Origin of the sequence: Paenibacillus sp. PL2-23, assembly GCF_040834005.1 — a bacterium.
In the GTDB taxonomy this organism is placed as follows: Bacteria; Bacillota; Bacilli; order Paenibacillales; family Paenibacillaceae; genus Pristimantibacillus.
Window position 1 is genome coordinate 1,844,114 of the sequence record NZ_CP162129.1, and the last position, 22,641, is coordinate 1,866,754.

A 22,641-nucleotide genomic window follows, 5' to 3' on the forward strand; every position below is an offset into this window, starting at 1 on the left:
CTCATTAATATAAGAAGTGGTCTTATTCTTTCTTTTGCCCCAATTTGCGATATTCCCCTGGTGTCATTCCTTCCTTCTTCTTGAAACGATCTATGAAATAAGAGACGTTGATATATCCAGCCCCCGTAATAATATCTTTCACAGAAGTATCCGTCTGCAAAAGCTCTTTTTTTACATGCTCGATGCGCAGGTCAAACACATAATCGGTAAAGGTAGCCCCTGTCATATCTTTGATGGAGCGACTGATAAATGACTGGGATAGGGACAGCTCTTCTGCCATTTGGCCCAGGTTAAATTCATATAGCAAATAATGCTCATGAATATAGGTTATGATTCGTTGGCCCAGCTCCGTTATTTCCTCGTTCTTGCGCTCCTTGGCATGCTGGCATAGCGTGACCACACATTGACTTATGTCTTGTCTGAATTGATCCATGGACTGCTGATTGACGAGCTGCTTGAACGTTTCGGTATGATGAGGCAGTGCTTGCGCATGAATCAGCTTGAATATGGAGTTGACCAAATCCGATGTCATACACTTGGTCATCAGAAGGGACTTCTGGTCGTTAATCTCCATAATAATTTGCTCAAGAGATTCCAGCGCCAACTGCTCGTCCCCTTGTTTAATGGACTGGAGTAAAGTGAGCTTAATATCAGCGGAGTACCAGCGAGTTGAATCCTGCTCATTCCAGTCGACGACATCAAGATAGTTAATTACGCTGCCAGAAGGGAACTTCAGCTCATATTCCTTGGCAGCTAATGATTCAATATATGATCGGTGAATACCGAGAAAGGTGTCGTAGATTCTGCCAATGCTAATCGTTGGGCGAGCCCCCGTTCGTTCGGAGATCACCTTCTGCAATTCTTTGACGGCATGGTCAACGTTGCTTGACGATTCATGAGATTGGTTAGACAGGCCCACGATACAAGCGAAGGTTCCGCGACGATAAAATTCAATTGGATAAACGGCTATATTCTCATTGGAGAAGGCAGCCAGGTTGTTCGATAACTCCTGCGTTAATGTGGTGCTCGCTTCTTCAACGCTAAAGCTCAATATGAAGTGTGAGACGCCTCGAAGGACTACCTGATGTTCCTTCATGAAGGCGTATATATCGGACTCCGCTATAAAGTATCCGCTAATAAGCTTGACCAGAAATTGATCCTGAATGAATTGCTTCTGATTCTCCACTTGATAGAGAAGAGATTGTTGACTTTGTGACATGCTTTCAAAGGAATGGGCAATATAATCAAACTCTTGATCCGTATTAGGTCGGGCTGCTTCAAGCTCTAGCTGAATTCTGGAGATTATTTGCTGAACAGGCTTGTAGAATCGCTTGGATAACAAAATAGCAACAGCTACCCCGATAAATACTAAGGATATCAGCAGGTACACAATTAAATTGGTTAGCTTCAATACTCGTTGGTAGAACTGATCAGTCGGAATGAGAGTCATATAGGTCCATCCGGTTGCCTCCGATTTGACCCAGGATACGGACATTGAATTCGATTCGATAATCATTGAGGACTGCTTGCTCTTCGATGCTTGATCCTGAAGATGATGGATAAAGTCATCTGTAAGTGTGAGCTCATTTGTCTTGGAGGTAAGTAGATTTCGATTCTGATCGAATACGAATACGGCACCCCTGAAGTCTCCTAAGATCGGCGCCATTAATTTGTATAATCGCTGGCTATCGAACAAATAAAGCACAATGCCATGCGGGTTAAGTGATCGAACAGGGAAAGGAATGCCGATGGTCATAATTTCCTTGGAAATATGATGGGTAATTACAGGTTCGGATGGCCGCACAAAAGGCAGCTTGTGTTCCTTAAGATCATTGATCCAGTGCTCGGACACCTCCGTTTTGCTCCTATAATAGTCTTTGATCAGCGATGCTGTGCTGTACAAGGCGTTCGAAGAATAAAAATTACCGCTATCAAATTGATGATAAAAAATTTCCTCGAAGTAGGAGGAGCTTGCTTTGTACTTCTGGATTTCCTTTATGACCTGCATAGAGGCGTAGGTATCGTTAAGATGATAGCTGGACAAATCAGGATTCAAGGACATCAATACAGTCGTTTCGGTTAAATCCAGGAACTGCTGATCCATCAGGTCTACAGCCTGATGAAGCCGAGCCAGATTAGTTTCTTCAATTTCTGTTCGGAGAGCGCTTACAGCGCCTGCATATATAAAGACACCCAAAATGGCGACAGGAATACTGAACATAATAATAAAGGCGAGCAGGTATTTGGTGTATAAGTTCCACCGCATGCGGGCACTCCCTTTCTGGGCTTATTAGGTGTATCTCTTATTGTAGCTATATATGGAGCGACAATAAAGCATGAAATAGCCATATTGCGAAATCGGATATCCCGAATGAAGCGGATATGCCCATTGTATATATTCGATTATGAAGGGGAATGGAGATATTTACGGTAATGGCGTTGGGGTGCTACAGTCGGAGCAAGTTACGAAACGACAATAGACAAGAGGTGGTTCATTGCTATGAACGTGTACTTGCAGACTTGGAAAAAACAAATTAAACGAAACTGGCACCTGTATTTGTTTATATTGCCGACATTAGCTTATTTTATAATCTTCAACTACCTGCCCATGTATGGGCTGCAAATCGCATTCAAAAACTTTTACCCCTCTCAAGGCATATTCGGGAGTGAATGGATTGGTTTTGAGCATTTTGACCGATTTTTTAATTCACCTTCCTTTTGGACGATTATTCAGAATACGATATCCATCAGTCTGTATGAGCTTGCCTTGTTCCCTCTCCCGATCCTGTTCGCGTTAGCTATTAATGAGCTGCGAAATGGGATGTTTAAGAAAAGTGTTCAGATTATTACCTATGCGCCACATTTTATATCTGTCGTTGTAGTTGCGGGGATCATCGTTTCTCTGGTTCATCCAACAACAGGAATAATCAATAAGGGTATTGTCCTGTTAGGCGGAGAGCCCATCAGCTTCATGACCGAGCCAGCTTGGTTCAAATCCATCTATGTATGGTCCGGGACATGGCAGCAATTAGGCTGGAATTCGATCATTTATATAGCGGCGCTCAGCGCAATTAATCCGGAGCTGCACGAGGCAGCTACTATAGACGGCGCCACTCGTGTGCAACGAATTTGGAATATTAACTTGCCGGGAATTATGCCTACCGTCATTATTCTGTTGATTCTAAGTATAGGCAGCTTTATGTCTATCGGCTTCGAGAAGGTCTATCTATTGCAGAATCAGCTGAACATGGATTCGTCAGAGGTCATTCAAACTTATGTATACCGGAGCGGCTTGCTTCAGGCACAATACAGCTTCTCAGCGGCGGTAGGACTCTTTAATTCCGTCATTAATTTACTGCTGTTAGTTTCAATTAACTCGATTGCACGCAGGGTAAGTCAAACAAGCTTGTGGTAACACACGAAAAATAGGGAGTGAAGCCAAATGAAATCCTCTTTCGGAGACAGGGTTTTTGAAACGATCAATCGTGTTGTCTTAATTCTGGTGACGCTGGTTGTGCTGTATCCTCTAGTCTATGTTGTGAGTGCCTCAATCAGCGATCCAACTTACGTAAACACAGGCCAAATGTGGCTGTGGCCGATCGACATCACGTTAGATGGCTACCGCAGAGTGTTGGATAACCCAGATATCTGGACAGGTTATCGGAATACCATTATTTATACTGTGCTTGGTACAAGTATCAATCTTCTATTAACGATTCCATGTGCTTATGCTTTGGCGCGAAAGGATTTATACGGCCGTAATTTCATTACTGGCATATTTCTTGTAACCATGTTCTTCAGCGGAGGTCTAATTCCGAGCTATCTTATTATTAAGAATCTGAATCTTCTGGACACTCCATGGGTGCTTATTATAGTGGGGGGAGCCAGCGTCTGGAACTTGATTGTGGCAAGAACCTTCTTCCAGAATACGATTCCGCGAGAGCTTGAGGAGGCTGCTGAGGTTGACGGCTGCTCCCATATCTCCCTGTTCCTGCGCATTATAATTCCAATATCAGGACCAATTATTGCGGTAATGGCATTGTTCTATGGTGTTGCTCACTGGAACCAATACTTTAATGCGCTGATGTATCTGCAGGATCGATCATTGTTCCCGCTGCAATTATTTCTGAGAGAAATTCTGATCGTTAATGAAATGAGCGCCAGTATGATGATGGATGGTGATTCGATGGCTGCTATGGCCGAGCAAGCGAAAATTGCAGATATTATCAAATATGCTGTCATTATCATTTCTGCGCTGCCCTTGCTTATTTTATATCCGTTTGTTCAGCGGTTCTTTATTAAAGGTATTCTAATCGGCTCATTAAAAGGCTAATAGAGACTGATTCGAAATCATAATCGAGACATGGAGGAAAGATATGCATCCTTATAAAAACGTCGACTTACCTGTAGATGTACGAGTAGACGATTTATTGCATAGAATGACGCTGGCTGAGAAGGTGGTGCAGACGCTTTCGATTGGAAAGGTTGGACAAAGCTTTGATGTCCAGCTTAATGAAGACGGGAGTCTTGCGGAGGGAGGTATTGAAGAAATTTATAAGCATGGTGCCGGCGCCATTCAGCTTCCCTTCAAGACCGACTCCATTGAGGCAAGAATCAAGAAGCTTAACGCGCTTCAGGACTATTTTGTAAACAAAACAAGGCTGGGAATACCTGTAATGGCTCAAGAGGAATGTCTGCACGGACATCTAGCTAAGGATGCGACAAGCTTTCCCATCCCTATCGCTATGGCGAGCACATGGGATACAGAGCTGATTGAACGTGTATACACCGCAATTGGGAAGGAAGCAAGGGTCAGAGGGGGGCATGAAGCGCATACGCCTGTGCTTGATCTTGCAAGAGATCCTCGATGGGGGCGAACAGAGGAAACCTACGGCGAAGATACGCACCTTGTTTCGAGAATGGGAGTAGCTGCAGTCAGAGGCTTACAAGGCACCGATGAAACCGTTGGACCTGAGCATGTCATTGCCGCTCCCAAGCATCTGGCTGGTTATGCGCAGTCTGATGGAGGACGCAACTTTGCGCCAAGCAACATTCCCATTCGCGTGCTGAGAGATCAGATTCTGCCTCCATTCCAAGCGGTGGTACAAGAAGCTGGAGCGCTCGGCATGATGCCTTCTCATAATGAGATTGATGGAATTCCTTGTCACGGGAACAGGCAGCTGCTAACCGGCATTCTTCGAGATGAATGGGGCTTTAACGGAATTGTTGTATCCGATTACTTCGACGCCTCCAGATTGGATATCTTGTTCCATGTTGTAGACAATCAGAAGGAAGCCGCAGTCAAAGCGCTCAAGGCAGGTTTGGACATGGACTTGCCTGGCGGAGGATGTTTTGTCCATTTGTTGGATGCCATAGCTGAGGACCCTGCGTTGGAGGAAGTTCTGAATGTTACAGTAGCACGCATATTACGAGTCAAGTTTTTGCTGGGGCTGTTCGAGAATCCATATGCAGATGCAGAGCATGCCAAGCAAGTCATTAATTGTGAGCAGCATAAGAAGCTTGCCAAGGAAGCGGCGGACAAATCGATTACCCTGCTAAAAAATGAGGGCGGGCTGCTGCCTCTGAACAGGCATGCAATTCGCAAGCTTGCTGTAATTGGACCGAATGCACATCCCATCTGCACCGGTTCATACAGTACAAAGCCGAATAAAGGAATTAGTATTCTGGATGGAATTATAGCCAAAACAAATGGAGAGCTGGAAGTTGCTTATGCGGTAGGCTGCGAAATAATAAAAGGGAAGGATGATAGCGGGGAAACGGAACTGGATCGACGCATGAATAATCCTCAATTAAGTACATGGGATAAAAATGCTGCTTGGATCGAAGAGGCAGTCTATGTAGCTCAGGAAAGTGACGTAGCTATTCTCTGTGTAGGAGGCAACACCTTAACAAGCAGAGAGGCTATATTCTTCAATGATGATAGAGGAGACAGATATGACTTGGATCTCCCTGGTGTTCAGAATGAACTGGTCAAAAGAATCGTCGAGACCGGTACGCCAACTGTGGTCATTCTTATCAATGGAGGTCCATTGACGATTAACTATATCGCGAAGCATGTGCCCGCTATCCTGGAGGGCTGGTATCTTGGGGAAGAGACAGGTCATGCGGTAGCGGATGTATTGTTCGGCGATGTGAATCCAAGCGGCAAGCTGCCTATTACTTTCCCTCGTTCAGCAGGACAATTGCCTGTGTATTACTCACAAAAACCAACGGGCTTATTCAAAAAATATTTATTTGCCGAGCACGATGAGCCGCTGTTCTCTTTCGGTACGGGATTAAGTTATACAACATTCCAATATCGTCATTTGCAATTAAGCTCAAATACGATGCCGATGAATGGTTGCGTCACTGTAACTGTCGAAGTCAGCAATACGGGTGAGCGCGCAGGGGATGAAATTGTGCAATTGTATATTGCAGACCTGGTGAGCTCTGTCACAAGACCCGTTCAAGAATTAAAAGGCTTCATGCGCATTACACTCCAGCCAGGTGAAGCACAAACGGTTGCTTTCCGCATTGAGCCTTCTATGCTGAGCTTTACAGGAGAGGACTATGAAATGACGGTGGAGCCTGGCGCATTCAAAATAATGGTGGGTTCAAGCTCGAAGCATTATGATTCTATCGTTCTGAATGTGATAGAAGAGGAGAAAACAAACGATGCACAATAAGGGCAGCTTTCATCCTTACGACTTGCGCTGTGAATATAAGGCGCATTACCTTGGGCTGGGTGAGCGCAGCCCAAGGTTCAGCTGGAAGCTTCACGCGGATGCCCGAGATGTGCGGCAATCCGCTTACAGGCTGTGTGTATCGACTGGAGAGCAGGAAATATGGGACACAGGCAAGGTCGATTCTGATCAGTCCCTGTATGTCACATATGCGGGTCCTGCCCTAAGCTCAAGAACTTGTTATGAGATCCGAGTTAAAGTCTGGAATCAGCTTGGGCAGGAGTCGGATTGGAGTGAAGCAGCATACGGTGAGACAGGGCTGTTGGAGCTTGATGAATGGAAAGCCTCATGGATCACTGCCAAATTCGAGCAAACGGAGCCCTGTCAGCTGATGCGCAAGTCATTCACATTAGACGAGAGCATCGCTTCGGCCCGATTGTATGCAACAAGTCTTGGCGTATACAGGGTGTATGTTAATGGGGAGTCCCCTGATGACACCTTGTTTGCACCCGGCTGGACTAGCTATAGCAAGAGGCTGCAGTACCAAACCTATGATGTAACGAAGCTGCTTGCAAGCGGAGAGAATACAATTGGCGTCATGCTGGGCAATGGCTGGTATATGGGCAATTTGGGCTGGAATGGATTAAGTCAGCTGTATGGCAATGAACGCGCCGCATTATTGCAGCTTCACGTCCAATATAAGGATGGCAGAGAAGAAGTGATTGTCTCGGATAACTCCTGGAGAGCCAGTAAGAGCGCTTTGCTTATGTCTGAGCTGTATCACGGCGAATATTACGATGCGCGGCTCGAAAGCAAGGGGTGGCATCAGCAAGGATTCGATGATAGTGAATGGATCCCCGTATCACTGTTAGACTATGGCTATGATACATTGATAGCGCAAGAAGGCGAGCCGGTTCGAATAGTGGAGGAGCTGCAGCCTGTTCAAGTGCTTTGTACACCTAAAGGGGAAACCGTAGTAGATTTTGGTCAGAACATGGTTGGTTGGGTGCAGTTTGCGGTCGAGGCGGATGAGGGACATACCATTGTAATTCGTCATGCAGAGGTGCTGGATGAGGACGGAAATTTCTATACGAGTAACCTGCGTACAGCCAGACAAACAATCACTTATATCTGCAGTGGAGGACAAAGGGAATGTTATGAGCCTTATTTTTCATTCCAAGGCTTCCGCTATATCCAGGTTGAAGGTATTCAGCCGGAGCTGATTGCAGCAAGTGTTGTGGCTAAAGTTATTCATAGCGATATGGATCAAACGGGATCGTTCGAATGCTCTGACGAGCTGGTGAATCAGCTGCAGCGAAATATTGTATGGGGGCAAAGAGGGAACTTCCTCGATATCCCAACCGACTGTCCGCAGCGTGATGAAAGGATGGGCTGGACGGGTGATGCGCATGTGTTCATGCGCACAGCTGCCTTCAATATGAATGTAGCCCCTTTCTTCACCAAATGGCTGAAGGACCTGGCCGCCGATCAGCTTCCAGATGGTGGCGTACCTTTTGTAATCCCCGATGTGCTTCGAGGAAGGCACTCATCAGCAGCCTGGGGAGATGCAGCCGTTATATGTCCTTGGGTGCTGTATGAACGTTATGGGGATAAGCGGGTGCTGGCGCAGCAATATGAGAGCATGGTGAAATGGGTGGAGTATATCCGGGCGCAGGGCGAGCAAGAGTATTTATGGAATACGGGCTTTCACTTTGGCGATTGGCTTGCAATGGATGCCCCGAACGGCAGTCGTGTAGGTTCAACACCAAAGGACTTGATTGCGACAGCTTTCTATGCGTATTCTGCCGCACTCCTGGCGAAGACGGCGGCAGTGCTTGACAAGCTGGAGGACGCAGCCCGTTATTCGGAGCTTAGCGAACGAGTAGCCCAAGCCTTCCGGAGGGAGTTTGTCACCCCGAATGGCAGAGTGGCGTCGCCGACGCAAACTGCCTATGTATTGGCTCTTATGTTTGATTTGCTGGAGAAGAAGGATAGGCCGCAGGCAGCCGCTGTTCTGGCTCGTTATGTAGAGGAGCAGGACACTCGTTTAACAACCGGCTTTGTAGGCACCCCTTATCTTTGCCTGGCCTTGTCCAAGCATGGATATACGGAGCTTGCCTATAAGCTGGTTCTGCAGAGAGAGTATCCGTCTTGGCTGTATCCGATTTCCAAGGGAGCAACAACGATCTGGGAGCATTGGGACGGCATTAAGCCTGACGGATCCTTATGCAAGGATCCCATGAACTCTTATAATCATTATGCCTATGGCTCAGTTGGAGAGTGGTTATACAGAATCGCGGCGGGACTGGATACCGATCTGCAGAATCCAGGCTACAAGAAGGTGAGAATAGCGCCTCAGATTTCGGAAGCGATCAGCTATGCCCGTGCGTCTTATAGCTCTATGTATGGGGTGGTCGCATCAGGCTGGGAGCGGCTGGAGGACGGAAGAATGAGGGTGAAGGCCGTCATACCGCCGAATACGGAGGCATCTGTTCTGTTGCCAGGAGCAGTAATGGAGCTCGTGTTGGAATCCACGGTTCCCGTCGCAAATGCTGCAGGCGTACATTCGGCACAGCAGACAGATGCTGGTGTACTGCTTGAGGTAGGCTCGGGAGAATATGAGTTTCTATTCTGCTGTAACCCCAACATGAGATAAGCTTTACGAATGGAGAGGAGGACCATACAATGGGCAAAACGGTATTAACCATTGAAGGTGAGCAGTTTGTTATTAATGGGAAGAAAACGTATACGGAAATTGCCGGCAGTCCGTCCCAGGTTCATGGCTTATTAATGAATGCGAGATTTGTTCAAGGTATATTCGATGATAAGCAAGACCCCCATCGCTTCCACCGTTTTGGGCGCAGGTTCGATCCTGATGAGAATACTAATGCTCTTATTGCTGCATTGCCAGAGTGGTATCGGGCAGGTCTGCGAGCATTTACCGTTTGTTTTCAAGGTGGCGGTCCATGCTTTACCATACAGAATTCAACGATCGATAACAATCCTTTTTCGGAGGATGGCACAAGCATTGATCCGGCTTACGGGAATCGAATGGACCGTCTGATCAGAGCTGCTGATGAATTGGGCATGGTCGTTATTGTAAGCTACTTCTATACAGGGCAGACAGGACGCTTGAAGGACGGCAAGGTGGTATTAAATGCGGTCAGGTCAGCATCTCGATTTCTGAAGGAAGGCGCTTATACGAATGTCATTATTGAGGTCTGCAATGAGCACAATATCGCGCGTGACCATCCATTAATTGCGTCGAGCGAGGGAATGGTTGCCTTGATGGAGATTGCTCGTTCAGAATCTGGAGGAATGCCTGTAGGCTGCAGCGGTCTAGGAAGATATATTAATGAAGAGGTTTGTAAGGAAAGTGACGTTATTCTTATTCACGGCAACTGGCTTTCTCGACAACATTATTATAATCACATTCAGCAAGTAAAGGCATGGGCGCCTGGCAAGCCGGTCCTATGCAACGAGGATTCGCCAGACATCAGCAAGATGGATGTGGCTTTTCGCACCGGTACATCCTGGGGTTATTACAATAACATGACGAAACAGGAAGTGCCCGCTGATTGGACGATTACACCTGGTGAGGATCGTTTCTTTGCCGAGCGAATGGCACTAGGCTTGGGCATTGAGAGGTCTGTAATACCAGAGGATGAACAGTTTTATCTTCAAGGTTTGGAGCCTGATATGTCCTATGAAGGAAAACGTTGGATCAGGCTAGCGAGCTTATATCCGGAGAAAATTAATTATGTGGACTTTTACCGAAATGGAGAGCTGCGGTTTACGTGCTATGATGGCGTACATGCAGTTAATCATAAAAAAAACTGGGAAATGGGTGCGGTAGACATAAGCCCTGAGGAGGAGGTATGGAAAGCAGTTGTACATCTGCATGATGGAAGAATTGTAGAGAAAATTGGTAAGGGTTGAGGTATACGAATACGATGCAAGAAAGGAATATATGGCTTCTCTCATGCTGTATTCGTCCGCTATTCTGATAAGTACAAGCGTTATGCATAATTGGAGTATTAACGATAAAAGAGATATTTCGGAGTGACATCCAAAGGGTTATAGTGAAAGCGTTACCTGCTGAACTTCATGTAGGAAAAAAGTAAAGGGGAGTGTTACGACTTGAAGAAAAAGATGCTGGCATTAGTGGTAGCTGCTTCAATGCTGATGAGTTTGATCGCAGCCTGTTCATCCAAGGAAGAAACAGAAGATAACAAACCTCGAAATTCTGCAGTCCCTCAAAACTTAAATGCAACCGGGTACCCTGTTGTGAATGAAAAGGTGACTCTTAAGTTAATGGGAGCGAAAGGAGCCAACCAGGGTCCTTGGGATCAGATGATGTTTTTTGAGGAAATGGAAAAAATAACAAATATTCATTTTGATTTTGATACACCGGATAGCAAGGTGTTTCAAGAAAAGAAAAATCTGACGTTTGCCAGCGATAATCTGCCAGATGTGTTTTTTGCCGGCTCTTTGACCACCTTTGATCAGATCAATTACGGCAAACAGGGCCTGCTCATACCACTTGAAGACCTTATTGACCAATATGCGCCGAATTTCAAAGCGTTGATGGACGAGAATCCTGCCATCCGTCGAGCGATTACTGCACCGGACGGCCATATCTATGCGTTGCCGCAAGTTTCCGATATCATTCGAGATATGATGTTCTTCAGAACCTATCTGAATGCAGAGTGGATGGAAGCGCTGGGCAATCCGCAGGTTCCACAAACGACTGACGAGCTGTTGGAGCTGTTAAAGCGCTTCCGTGACGAGGATCCTAATAGGAACGGGAAGCAGGATGAGCTCCCGTTGTCCTTTATTAATGTAAAAAATGATTCGTTGAACATGGCTAGAACGTACATCATGCCAGCCTTCGGAGTGCTGGAGGATAGACCGAATCAATCCCGCTTGCAGGTGTCAGAGGACAAGGTCAAGGCTGTATTCATGTCGGAGGGCTACAAGGAATTCCTGAAGTATATGAAGACCTTGCATGATGAGAAGCTGCTTGACCCAGAGATATTTACTCATACGGATCAACAGCTGAAGGCTAAAGGCCAAGAGAACGTGATTGGGATGACAATGCATGCGGCTCCGTTCTCCGTATTCAAGGTTGAAAAGCCCGAGGACAATGAAAAGTATCCATTGGTGATGCCGTTAACAAGCGCTATGAACAGCGAGAAGCTGTTTACCCCGCGTCCTAATATTACAATCGGCACCTTTGCTATTACCAAAAATAATCCACATCCAGAAGCAACAATGAGATGGGTAGACTACTTGTATACGCCAGAAGGCTTTATGCTGGGGAATCAAGGAATTGAAGGCGAGGCCTGGAAGTGGAAGGACGAGAGTAAAAACGAGTGGGAAAGAATTACGCCAGAGGGAATGAACAAGGAGGAGTTCCGCGCCCAGAATACACCTGATATTGGCTCAACGATCCCGCTTCTGAAGAGCATGGAGCTTAACTACAAACAAAATGACCTGGTCAACAACATTCTCAATAAGCAGGCCGATGAATTGTCGCAATATGCTCAAGAAGCTATGCCGCTGCTCTTCCTGTCGGAGGAAGAGGAAAGCCGTGCAAATATTTTGAAAAACGATCTAATGAACTACATCGCGCAAATGGAAGCAAAGTTTGTGCTTGGCAAAGAGAGCTTTGACAATTGGGATAGTTATGTGTCTACTCTAAAGAAAATGAATGTCGATGAGTACGTAGAGATTTATCAGAACGCGTACGACCGTTGGAAGGATACAAAATAAAGATAGTAAGAAGCTCCACTTTTGTTGCAGTGATTGTCTGCTGCAATGAAGGTGGAGTTTACACTTTATTTGTGTAAGCGCTTAATTAAATGTGGGGTGAAGTGAATTGAATCAAAAACCATTAAATATCCTGTGGATTTCGTTAGAGGATACGAGTCCAAGGTTTGGCTGTTACGGAGATGCGGTTGCCCGAACGCCTCATATCGATCAGCTCTCAAGGGAGGGCTGCCGCTATCCCAATACGTTTGCTACTGCCGGCGTTTGTGCGCCCAGCCGTTGTGCGGTTATTACAGGGATGTATTCCACCTATGTAGGCGGTCAGCATATGCGAACCACTCATACGAATCAGGATACTCCTGAATTACCTACGCCTTATGAAATTGTTCCCCCTTCTTATGTCAAAGTATTCTCGGAATACTTAAGGGCTCAGGGCTATTATTGTACAAACAATCTAAAAACGGATTATCAGTTCAAACCGCCATTTACGGCATGGGATGAATGCGGACCAGATGGACATTGGCGAAATCGCGGAGCCAATCAACCGTTTTTTGCGGTATTTAATACCACCGTCACCCATGAGAGCAAGATGTGGCCTAGGGAAGAGGAAGAGCTGAAGACGAACCCAGATGAAGTGGCATTACCGCCATACTTGCCGGATACTCTGCTTGTACGGGAAGCTATAGCCCGGCATTATGACAACCTATCATTAGCAGACGACTATGTGGGTAAACTGTTGCAGCAGCTAGAAGAGGATGGTTTATCGGAGAATACGGTTGTTATGCTATGGAGCGATCATGGCGAAGGACTTCCTAGAGCAAAGCGGTGGACATATGATGCGGGCATTCGGGTGCCGCTTATCGTTCGCTGGCCAGGCCGAATCCAACCGGGGACTGTCAATGAGCGACTAGTGAGCTTGATCGATTTGGCCCCGACTGTATTAGAGCTTGCTAATCTCCAGATACCTGCTCACTTGCAAGGCAAGAGCTTTCTCCATAAGGGTGAAGAAAGAGCATACATTTATGCTGCACGCGATCGTTACGATGAATCCTATGATATGGTCAGAGCGGTTCGTGATAAGCAATACAAATATATTCGGAATTATTATCCTACCCAGTCGTATCAGCTATGGATTCCGTTTCTGAATCAGCATCCCATCCAGAGAGAGCTCTGGCGATTGCATGAGGAAGGGAAGCTGGAAGGCTTGGCTGCACAGTTTGTTGGGAATGGCAGACCTGTTGAAGAGCTGTACGACTGTCAAGGGGATCCATACGAGCAGCATAATTTGGCCAATAAGCCGGAGTATTCCAAGGAGCTTCAACGTATGCGAGAGGCGTTGGAGCAGTGGAGAACGAAATACGATCGTCTAGCCGAGGTGCCAGAGACAGAAATGGTCGCACAGATGTGGCCTTCCGGCAAGCAGCCGCAAACCGCCAAACCTCGATTCGTGACAGTGTCTGGAGGGATATGCGCTTCAGAGCTTATTGAGAATGGAACTGTTAGTCGGCCGGCACTTGTTCAAATTCATTGCAGTACACAAGGAGCATCTATTGCTTATAAGCTGAATGACAATACACCTCAGTGGAGCTTGTATACAGGCGCCATTCGTATAACCGAGGATGTGAAACGGCTTCGTGCAAAAGCTATTCGCATAGGCTATCAGGAAAGTGTGGAGACCGTACTGGGATTTGAATGATTCTCTTGAGGAGAGAATGCGGAATGAGAAAAAAACGTATCCAAAGCGTGACAATAACTTGGTTTTTTTCCTATGTCATCGTACTATTATTGCCGATGGTCATCAGTGTATTCGTATATCAGGAATATTCGAGGTCCTTAAAGAATGAAACAAGAATGGCCTATTCTTCTTTGTTGATGCAGCTGCAAGAGGCAGTTGACAAGGATTTGGAAAGTATGAAGCGTTTGAGCCATCAGATCGCCTGGGATCAAAATATTCAGAACTTATTGAGATACGCAAATCAAGATATTCCGCGGACAAACTTGAATTATGATTTGTTTCTGCTTGCCCAAAACTTATCACAGTACAAGTCTACCTATCTAGATATGGACCAGTTTTATATTTATCTCTCAACGCCCAACCCTACGGTTGTATTTCCTGGGGTTGTGAATGAACCGTTAATGGCCTATCAATTTGTTCATATGAACGAGGCATACTCCTATGAAGCATGGTTGGAGAGGATGCAAAGCAAAGTGAATCAGGGCTTAGTATCCATGCCGAGATTAGGAGCCAAGCCTGCAATTGCTTATTTGCAAAGCTTTGCGAGCAGTCATACTACAGGGCCAGCCGGCATGAGTGTCGTTATGATTGACCAGGCTCACATTCTGTCAGTCGTTCATAAGGTTCAGTTATTTAACGAAGGCAAAGTGTTTATTGTTAACCCTGACAATGAAATATTAGTTTCCAGTGATGAAGACTCCGAGGAATTGCTGGAGGTCATGAGGCTGGAGCAGCTATCCTCTCCGTCAGGCTATGTCAGCTTCGAGTCGCAAGGACAAAGTTTTGAGGTCATATATCTTCAGTCGCCAGCTACTCAGACCAAATATATCTCCATTGTGCCAAGTCAAGTATTGTGGGAGAAAGCAGAGAGGGTAAGAGCCTTAACGTATTTGAGTCTTTTGGCGAGTATATTAGTCGGGGTTATCCTGTCTCTGCTGCTCTTGCGGAAAAATTACGGACCTATTCGTCGCCTACTCCACAAGGTAACGGAGAATTCGGGTGGCTCCGCTCTTCAACGTGAAGGGAATGAATTTGCTTTTATTGAACATTCATTGAATCAGACGTATCTGAAAATGGATGAAATGGTGGTCGATATGAAGAAGAATCATCACGTGCTTCGCTCTTACTTCCTATCCAGATTGCTCAAGGGCAAGCTGGACTCCAGGCTGCAGGTAGAGGATACCGCATCGGCCTATGATATTAGCTTTATCAGTGAAGAGTTTGTGGTCATGCTGCTTCTTGTGGAAGACGCCGAAGACTTCTACCAAAGAGTCGAATGGCTGAAGCCAACCGAGCAGCAGCAGATGCTTCAATTTATTATATCCAATGTTGTGGAGGAATTGGCCAAACAAAAGCATAAGGGATTTATAGTCGAAATAGACGATGTATTCGCATGCCTGATCAATCTCCATTCATCTGAGGATGAGCAGAATATGGACGATCTGATGCAATTAGCACAGGAGGCGCAAAGCTTCTTGCACCAGTCCTATCAGATTAACTTGACGATATCAATTGGCTCGATTCAGAGCTCTTGGACTGGTATTCATCAGTCCTACCTGCATGCGTTAGATGCAATGGAATATAAGCTGGTGATGGGACGAAGGGAAATCATTAGGCATGATAAGATTCAATATGAGCCGCAGGTGGAGCAGCATAGGACCTATTATTATCCACTTTCCGTTGAGCAGAAGCTAATAAACGCGGTAAAAACAGGGAATAAGGAGCTGGCTGTTGGCACGTTAGAAGATGTTATTGAGCAGAATCTTACCAATCGCATTCAATCTCTTCCGTTAATAAAATGTTTAATGTTTGACCTCGCCAGCACCATAATGAAGACAATGAATGAGACTGACTTCGTAGAGGAGCTGGAATGGGATACAGCTGGCTTGATTGAACAAATCATGAACAGTCAAACCCTTCAGGATATGCAGGTGCAGCTCCTGATCTGGGTTAGCAAGGCTTGTGAATATACATTAGCGAAGCGTGACAGCCATATTAACGAAAGCCGTCAGCGAGCAGTACAGGATCTGGTGTGCGGAGTTATTGCGTACATTGAAGCCAACGTGAGCGATGTCAATCTGAATGTATCCATGATTGGTGAGCACGTACAGATGAGTCCTACTTACGTTTCAAAGCTGTTCAAGCAGCATACAGGGGACGGAATTCTTGAATACTTGAACAAATATCGTGTGCAGCAAGCCAAAAGGCTGATCGCAGAACAACAGTTAGGGATCAAAGAGGTAGCGGAAAAGGTTGGCTATACAGAAGCGACGACCTTTATACGCATCTTTAAAAAATATGAGGGGATTACTCCGGGAAAGTATAGGGATTCCATCTAGCTCACGCCATTAAAATGAACAATCGCCGCTTCTTTCTTCATGGAAAGGAAGCGGCGATTGTTTTGACGTGAACTTTAATTGGGATCTTCATTATCCTTCGATTTTCTCATTGCTCTATATTGCCCGGGTGTTAGCCCGGTTTCCTTCTTGAACGAACGTATAAAATTTTGAGTATTTTTGTAATTCAGTTGTGTAGATATTTCATTAATAGCCACATCGGATTGAATCAGTATTTCCTTCGCTTTATTAATCCTGTCGTATTTCACATATTCAGAGAACGGTACGCCTTGCTCCTTGCGGAATATGAGTCCCAGATATCCCGGCGAATAATTTAATTTAGTGCTGATCGACTCAAGGGTTGGCTCCGTTTCATTTTGGATAAGCAACAGCATTTGCTCGGATATTCGTTGATGCTGCCGTTCATTTTTTTCTTCTATTAAACGTAATGATGGTGTGATTACACGATGCTTGAACCAGCTTTCTATTTCATTAGCTGTCTGCAGCTCCATAAGTTCTCTAGGTAAGGATTGTCCGTCTAGTATTAAATTCGCGTTCTCATTGTCAGGCTGGTATAGACGAACAATGTCATTCAGCAGTCGTATGAGAATCATCTGGTAGTCTGTAAGAGATAGATGATTGTTTTGGAACAGCAATTGAATAAACCGATGAAGCGCATCGTCCGCTTTTTCTGGTTCATTCAATTTTATGGCATCAGTTAGCTGAATAGATAAGTATTCAGGATAGTCAATTGGGTTTCTGTTGCTTGATGGTTCTACATCTTCAATAAATAGTAGAGACTGATTCCCGAACCGAACTCTATACTTAAGGGCATTCATGGCTTCTTTAAGAGCTGAAGGAGCATCGATGAGATCTGTAAATGTAGTACTAACTCCAGCACTTACCGATAGCTTAGTGTACTCGCGAATTTTTTCTAAAGTATTCTGAGCATGAATAAGGATCGTACCTTTATTCAAGTTTGCATCTTGATTCTTTAATCCAAGGATGCAGATGAGGGATTGATTCATCACAACAGAAGATAATCGCATGGAAGAGGGGATGACTTCTTCCAAGATATTCATCAGGATAAAAATAAGCAACTCCCGATCGCTCTCCTTGAACCGACTGTTTGTCAGGGTGTCGATTTGAATAGCGATGAGAGCGTATTGCTCTTGAAATTGCAGCTGTTGGTGATGATCCAGTATTTTTTCCTGAATTTCGTTTCGCAGCATCCCACTGGACAAAAGCTGGAATACATAATATTTATTGAGATGAATGCCTTGCGATATGATTTGCTGTTTCATATTTTTCAGAGCAGATTCAATATATTCCAATTCATCATATGTTCGACTTCCTGGTTTTTTCTTCTCAATTAGACTTGAAATTTTTCTAATGGGGTTATGAATTTTCACCGCTCCTGTGAATGACAGTGCCACCATGATAATTATTAATCCGCAACATATCATTAGCGTGACCCAGCCGATCCAACGACTATCTTTATGGATAACTGATTTCGGCACAATGGAAATATAAGTCCAGTTAGTAAACTCCGATTTTTTGTAAAAGAAATATACATCCTCTCCTTGAAACTCTCCCCTTGTGAAACCTGAAGGCGTATCCGGATATTGCTCTAGGAAAGGAATATCTAATCGATCAGGGATGTTTTTATTGTCATTAGAAGCCAATACCTGTTTTTCTTTATTAATAATGAACAAGGTGTTAAAGCTTTGGGACTTGGCAATCCATTCACTCCACTTACTCTCGCTGATTTTTACAGCAAGCAAACCCATAGGTGACCTCCATACATTTGCAGGTACGGACTGTATATGCCAGATGCCTCTTGGCAACTGAGTATTGTGTATGAGAGGTTCTTGTCCCAAGTGATTATCTAATAATATAGAAGATTTGAACTTTAATTGCTGTAATAGCAATTGGTAAGCATCTGTTTGATGTTGGTTTAATTGAAAGGTTTTCCCCGGATAAATAGCCCAGTTATGCTTCATGTTTATATAGTAAATTGACTCGATGCCGAGTTCTTTAGTGAACATGTACTCCAAGTTGAGAGAAGCATCACGTATGACTTGAAAATTCCTCTCATGAAGTGCTGTATTCGATAGCTTATCCATTATTGGGAGGTTCGAGAATTGAACGACTGAACGCTCAATGATTTTCAAGTTCTGCTCGATGGATATCTCGGTTTGAGCAAGCAGTTGCTGGTTGCTGTTCGTTACTTTATTTAATATACTGGCCGCTGAATTGTGATACGCAAAATATCCAAGCAATACCATGGGGAAAATGGAAAGAAACAAGCCATAGATAAGTAGTCTCATGAAATATGTAGACAATAAATCACCCCTTTTTCTCATTTAACAATAGCTTATTAAGGATTTCACACGCAATAATCATTCTCCCCAATTCGTAATCATCATACACCGAAGTGTGTGATGATTATAGACAGTCATACAATATAGCTGTAATTTCGAATTGTAACCCACATCAAGCGTGAAGATGGGGTGCGTATCAATACGATTATAAACAACAAGGAGCTGAGAATACATTTGACTAATTTTTTCTCGAACAGACAGCGTGTCAAAGGAGCTGCGGCACAAAACCTACTTAAGGATATTTGGCGAAACAGATGGCTCTATATTTTTGTGATCCCAGGGGTGTTTTATTTCTTGATTTTTAAATATATCCCTATGGGAGGTGTGGTCATTGCGTTTAAAGATTACACCCCATTTCTAGGAATTGTAGAAAGCCAGTGGGTGGGGTGGAAGCATTTCGAAAGACTATTTCAAAACAACGATTTTGTGATGTTATTCCGCAACACCATTTTAATCTCCTTATATAAGCTGTTGTTTTACTTTCCCGTGCCCATCATTCTTGCGCTTATGCTCAATGAAGTGCGTCTGAAGGTGTTCAAACGTTTTGTACAAACGGTTATTTACATCCCGCATTTTTTCTCATGGGTAGTCGTTGCAGGAATTACTTATGTGTTACTGACCACTGAGGGCGGTATTGTTAATGAGTTTATCATGTGGGCCGGCGGGGAGAAAATTAATTTTTTGGGCCAAAATGCTTGGATTCGCACCTTGCTTACTTCTCAGACCATTTGGCGAGAAGCGGGTTGGGGGACCATATTGTATCTTGCGGCGATGAGTGCAGTAGATCCACAGCTTTATGAGGCGGCCAAGATAGATGGAGCAGGCAGATTTCGTCAGATGTGGAATGTGACCTTGCCTTGTATACGCAGTACGATTGTCATCTTACTTATATTGCAGATCGGAAACTTTATGGATCTGGGCTTTGAGCAAATCTACAACATGATCAATGCAGGCAATAAGGATTATGGCAATGTGTTTGATACGTATGTCTATACGATCGGTATAAAGGAAGGACAATTCAGCTATAGTACAGCTATTGGACTGTTTAAGTCAGTCATAGGCCTGATCTTAGTGCTTGGCTCCAATTATTTGGCACGAAGGTCTGGTGAGGAAGGCATATTCTAGGGATAGGAGGAAATCAACAAATGAGGAAAAGTGGTTTATCGGACCGTAGCTTTGACACTATAAACGTGCTGCTGTTAATTGTAATTTCATTGATTTGCATTTTGCCTTTTTTGCAGATCGTAGCGGGCTCTTTTGCAACTCAGCAAGAGTTGATGGAAAAAAAGTTTGTGTTGATTCCTGAGGTGTATTCGCTTGATGCATATCGATTTATTTTTTCGGATATAACCATACCCAAAAGTATGATGATCTCTGTATTTATTACCGTTTGTGGGACAATCATTAATCTTGTTTTCACTTCTATTACTGCTTTTGCATTAGCTAGACGTGGCTTAAGAGGCCGGCGCTTTATTATGTTTCTAATCGTGTTCACCCTGCTGTTTGATGGAGGGATGATACCGGCATATCTCGTCGTGAAGGAATTAGGTCTCATAAATACGTATTGGGCAGTAATGATTCCGAATGCGATTAGTGCATTTAACTTGATCTTAATGCGCAACTTCTTCATGAGCTTGCCGGAGGAATTATTCGAATCAGCTAAGATTGACGGCTGTAATGATCTTAAAACATTTATCCAGATCGTTATTCCGTTATCTATGGCTTCAATGGCTACATTTATGTTGTTTTACGCTGTGAATCACTGGAATAATTTCATGATGCCATTTCTCTACTTGAATACACCTGACATGTGGCCTGTGCAGATTTGGCTGCGTCAAATCATCATTATGGCGACTGCAGATTTTGGTGATTTTGGAGCTAGCATCGAAATACCGTCTCAATCCCTTCGAATGGCTACGATTGTTGTAGCTACTCTGCCTATATTGCTTGTGTATCCATTTATTCAGAAGCATTTTGTGAAGGGTGTTATGATTGGCTCGGTTAAGGGATGACAATGAGAATCCATTTTGTGGAATGGGTTCGCATCATCTTTTAATAAATAAAACTAAATGGAGGGTTAAAATGCTTAAAAAAACAAAAAAAGCTTCAGTCATTCTCTTATCGCTCGTGCTATTGTGTGTTGTTGTCCTATCAGGCTGTGCGGGGAATGAGAATGGCAACGGCGCCGATTCCAATGCTGTCGATTCGAATGGATCGTCGGCAACAGATGGGAAAAAAGACGACGCTCCCGAAGCAACAAAATCATTGGAGCCCATTAAGGTAACCGCGCTTCAACCATATTGGGGAGCACTGCCTGATATGGATGGCTCATTGTTCAAGTACATTGAAAAATCTATGAATGTAGAATTTGAAACGGAGTTTGTATTCGGACCTAACTTTATGGATAAGGTGAATGTCGCCTTAGCATCGGGAAACCTTCCTCACATGCTATATATCTTCGATGGGAAGCAGCCTTCTATCGTTACTGCGATTCGGGCAGGTGCATTCTGGGAATTGGATGGAAAACTTGAAAAGTATCCAAATCTAATGGCAGGTAAAGATAAGATAAGAGACGAGAATATCAAGGTAGACGGAAAAACTTATCAAATTTATATTCCTGAGGCTATCTCAAGACAAGGTATGAACATGCGCCAGGACTGGTTGGACAATCTAGGCCTCCAGAAGCCTACAACAATTGATGAGTTATATAATGTATTAAGGGCTTTTACCCAGGATGATCCTGATCGGAATGGAAAAAATGATACGATAGGTCTAGCGCAAAGACTGCACGCTGGCGTGCCTGTCGGATTTCCGATTCTGCTTGCCAAGTTTGGCGCCCCTAATGGTTATGAGGTGAAAGACAACAAATTTATTCCGGCTTTCACGACAGAGGCCTATAGAGAGACGATGCGTTTCTTTAAGAAATTATATGATGAAGGTATTATGAACCAAGATTTTAGCTATCTTCAAAGAACCCAGGGCGAAGAATTGATTCAAAATGGAAAAGCCGGAGTACAGATAAGCAACGTCGATGAAAAACTATTGTGGAATCCGTTACTAGACAGCAATCCTAATGCTTCCATCGTCTCATTATCCTATCTAGAGGGACCTACCGGCAATCACTTATTTACAAGTAAAGGCTATTGGGTGACTATTGCCTTCCCGAAAAGCACAGTAAAAACAGAGGAAGAGCTCGACCGACTTCTTGCCGCTTTGGATTTGATGGCTGCGCCAGAGCAAAAGGAATTTTTTATGCTAGGCATCGAGGGTGAGCATTACAAAAAGGATAACGGCAATATATCGATTGTTAAAAATGTGGAAGCTGAGCTGGTTTCTTTGCGAATGTTTGCCCCTGACGCCTTTGAGCCTATAGCTCCACCTGGGACTCCAAAGCATATTGAGGACATGTATGATGTGTTAAGTGAAAATGAAACCTCTAATAACTTGGTGAACAATCCGGCGGCTTCCATTATATCGAAAACGGCTATTGAACTAGGTGGAGAGCTGGATAAAATGATTCAAGACGCAACTGTAAAGTACATTATGGGTGAGGTCAATGATCAACAATTTGACGAGGTTATTGAAAAATGGAAAAGCTCGGGCGGAGTTAAAATGTTAGAGGAGTTCGAGGCTGAATATAATAAGAAGTAAAAAATGATGTAAATAAAGTTGCAATCCCCTCACCAGCTCTACTGGTTGAGGGGATTATGCTCTTTAATAAGAAGGAGCAT

The 22,641-nt window shown here is 44.3% G+C and carries 13 protein-coding genes; 11 read left to right on the forward strand and 2 right to left on the reverse strand.

From position 1 onward, the window contains the following. Window positions 1-22: 22 nt before the first annotated feature. Complete coding sequence (locus tag AB1S56_RS07835; RefSeq protein WP_340870310.1) at window positions 23-2,266, reverse strand: helix-turn-helix domain-containing protein; 2,244 nt, start codon at window positions 2,264-2,266, stop codon at window positions 23-25. A gap of 234 nt (window positions 2,267-2,500) precedes the next feature. Here AB1S56_RS07835 and AB1S56_RS07840 point away from each other — a divergent pair, with 234 nt between their 5' ends. From AB1S56_RS07840 to AB1S56_RS07875, 8 genes are all read left to right on the forward strand, one after another. Further along, window positions 2,501-3,415, forward strand: a complete 915-nt coding sequence (locus AB1S56_RS07840) for an ABC transporter permease subunit (protein WP_340870308.1) — start codon at window positions 2,501-2,503, stop codon at window positions 3,413-3,415. A gap of 27 nt (window positions 3,416-3,442) precedes the next feature. Further along, window positions 3,443-4,333 carry a carbohydrate ABC transporter permease gene (locus AB1S56_RS07845; RefSeq protein WP_340870307.1) on the forward strand — a complete coding sequence of 297 codons (891 nt, stop codon included), beginning with the start codon at window positions 3,443-3,445 and terminating at the stop codon, window positions 4,331-4,333. Between the two features lie 43 nt (window positions 4,334-4,376). After that, the gene (locus AB1S56_RS07850; protein ID WP_340870305.1) at window positions 4,377-6,686 is read left to right on the forward strand and encodes a glycoside hydrolase family 3 N-terminal domain-containing protein; all 2,310 of its coding nucleotides are present in this window, start codon (window positions 4,377-4,379) and stop codon (window positions 6,684-6,686) included. Continuing rightward, window positions 6,676-9,339: a family 78 glycoside hydrolase catalytic domain gene (locus AB1S56_RS07855; protein WP_340870303.1), complete on the forward strand. Its 2,664-nt coding sequence runs from the start codon at window positions 6,676-6,678 to the stop codon at window positions 9,337-9,339. The genes AB1S56_RS07850 and AB1S56_RS07855 overlap by 11 nt, the downstream gene beginning before the upstream one ends. 29 nt (window positions 9,340-9,368) lie before the next feature. Next, entirely contained in the window at window positions 9,369-10,622 is a 1,254-nt protein-coding gene (locus tag AB1S56_RS07860; RefSeq protein ID WP_340870301.1) for a hypothetical protein, read from the forward strand. 201 nt (window positions 10,623-10,823) lie between these two features. Beyond that, window positions 10,824-12,458: an extracellular solute-binding protein gene (locus tag AB1S56_RS07865; RefSeq protein ID WP_340870300.1), complete on the forward strand. Its 1,635-nt coding sequence runs from the start codon at window positions 10,824-10,826 to the stop codon at window positions 12,456-12,458. Window positions 12,459-12,564: 106 nt separating this feature from the next. Continuing rightward, entirely contained in the window at window positions 12,565-14,151 is a 1,587-nt protein-coding gene (locus tag AB1S56_RS07870; protein ID WP_340870298.1) for a sulfatase-like hydrolase/transferase, read from the forward strand. A gap of 23 nt (window positions 14,152-14,174) precedes the next feature. Next, the gene (locus AB1S56_RS07875; RefSeq protein ID WP_340870297.1) at window positions 14,175-16,529 is read left to right on the forward strand and encodes a helix-turn-helix domain-containing protein; all 2,355 of its coding nucleotides are present in this window, start codon (window positions 14,175-14,177) and stop codon (window positions 16,527-16,529) included. Between the two features lie 74 nt (window positions 16,530-16,603). Here the strand turns inward: AB1S56_RS07875 and AB1S56_RS07880 are convergent, their stop codons facing one another. Then, window positions 16,604-18,871: a helix-turn-helix domain-containing protein gene (locus AB1S56_RS07880; protein ID WP_340870295.1), complete on the reverse strand. Its 2,268-nt coding sequence runs from the start codon at window positions 18,869-18,871 to the stop codon at window positions 16,604-16,606. A 213-nt stretch (window positions 18,872-19,084) separates the two neighbouring features. On the opposite strand from AB1S56_RS07880, the gene AB1S56_RS07885 reads away from it, so the two are divergent. The 3 genes from AB1S56_RS07885 to AB1S56_RS07895 all read left to right on the forward strand — a co-directional run bounded on the left by AB1S56_RS07885 (window position 19,085) and on the right by AB1S56_RS07895 (window position 22,561). Further along, entirely contained in the window at window positions 19,085-20,035 is a 951-nt protein-coding gene (locus AB1S56_RS07885; protein ID WP_340870293.1) for a sugar ABC transporter permease, read from the forward strand. A 20-nt stretch (window positions 20,036-20,055) separates the two neighbouring features. Beyond that, the gene (locus tag AB1S56_RS07890; RefSeq protein WP_340870292.1) at window positions 20,056-20,922 is read left to right on the forward strand and encodes a carbohydrate ABC transporter permease; all 867 of its coding nucleotides are present in this window, start codon (window positions 20,056-20,058) and stop codon (window positions 20,920-20,922) included. Window positions 20,923-20,992: 70 nt separating this feature from the next. Next, window positions 20,993-22,561 carry an extracellular solute-binding protein gene (locus tag AB1S56_RS07895; RefSeq protein ID WP_340870291.1) on the forward strand — a complete coding sequence of 523 codons (1,569 nt, stop codon included), beginning with the start codon at window positions 20,993-20,995 and terminating at the stop codon, window positions 22,559-22,561. Window positions 22,562-22,641 lie beyond the last annotated feature (80 nt).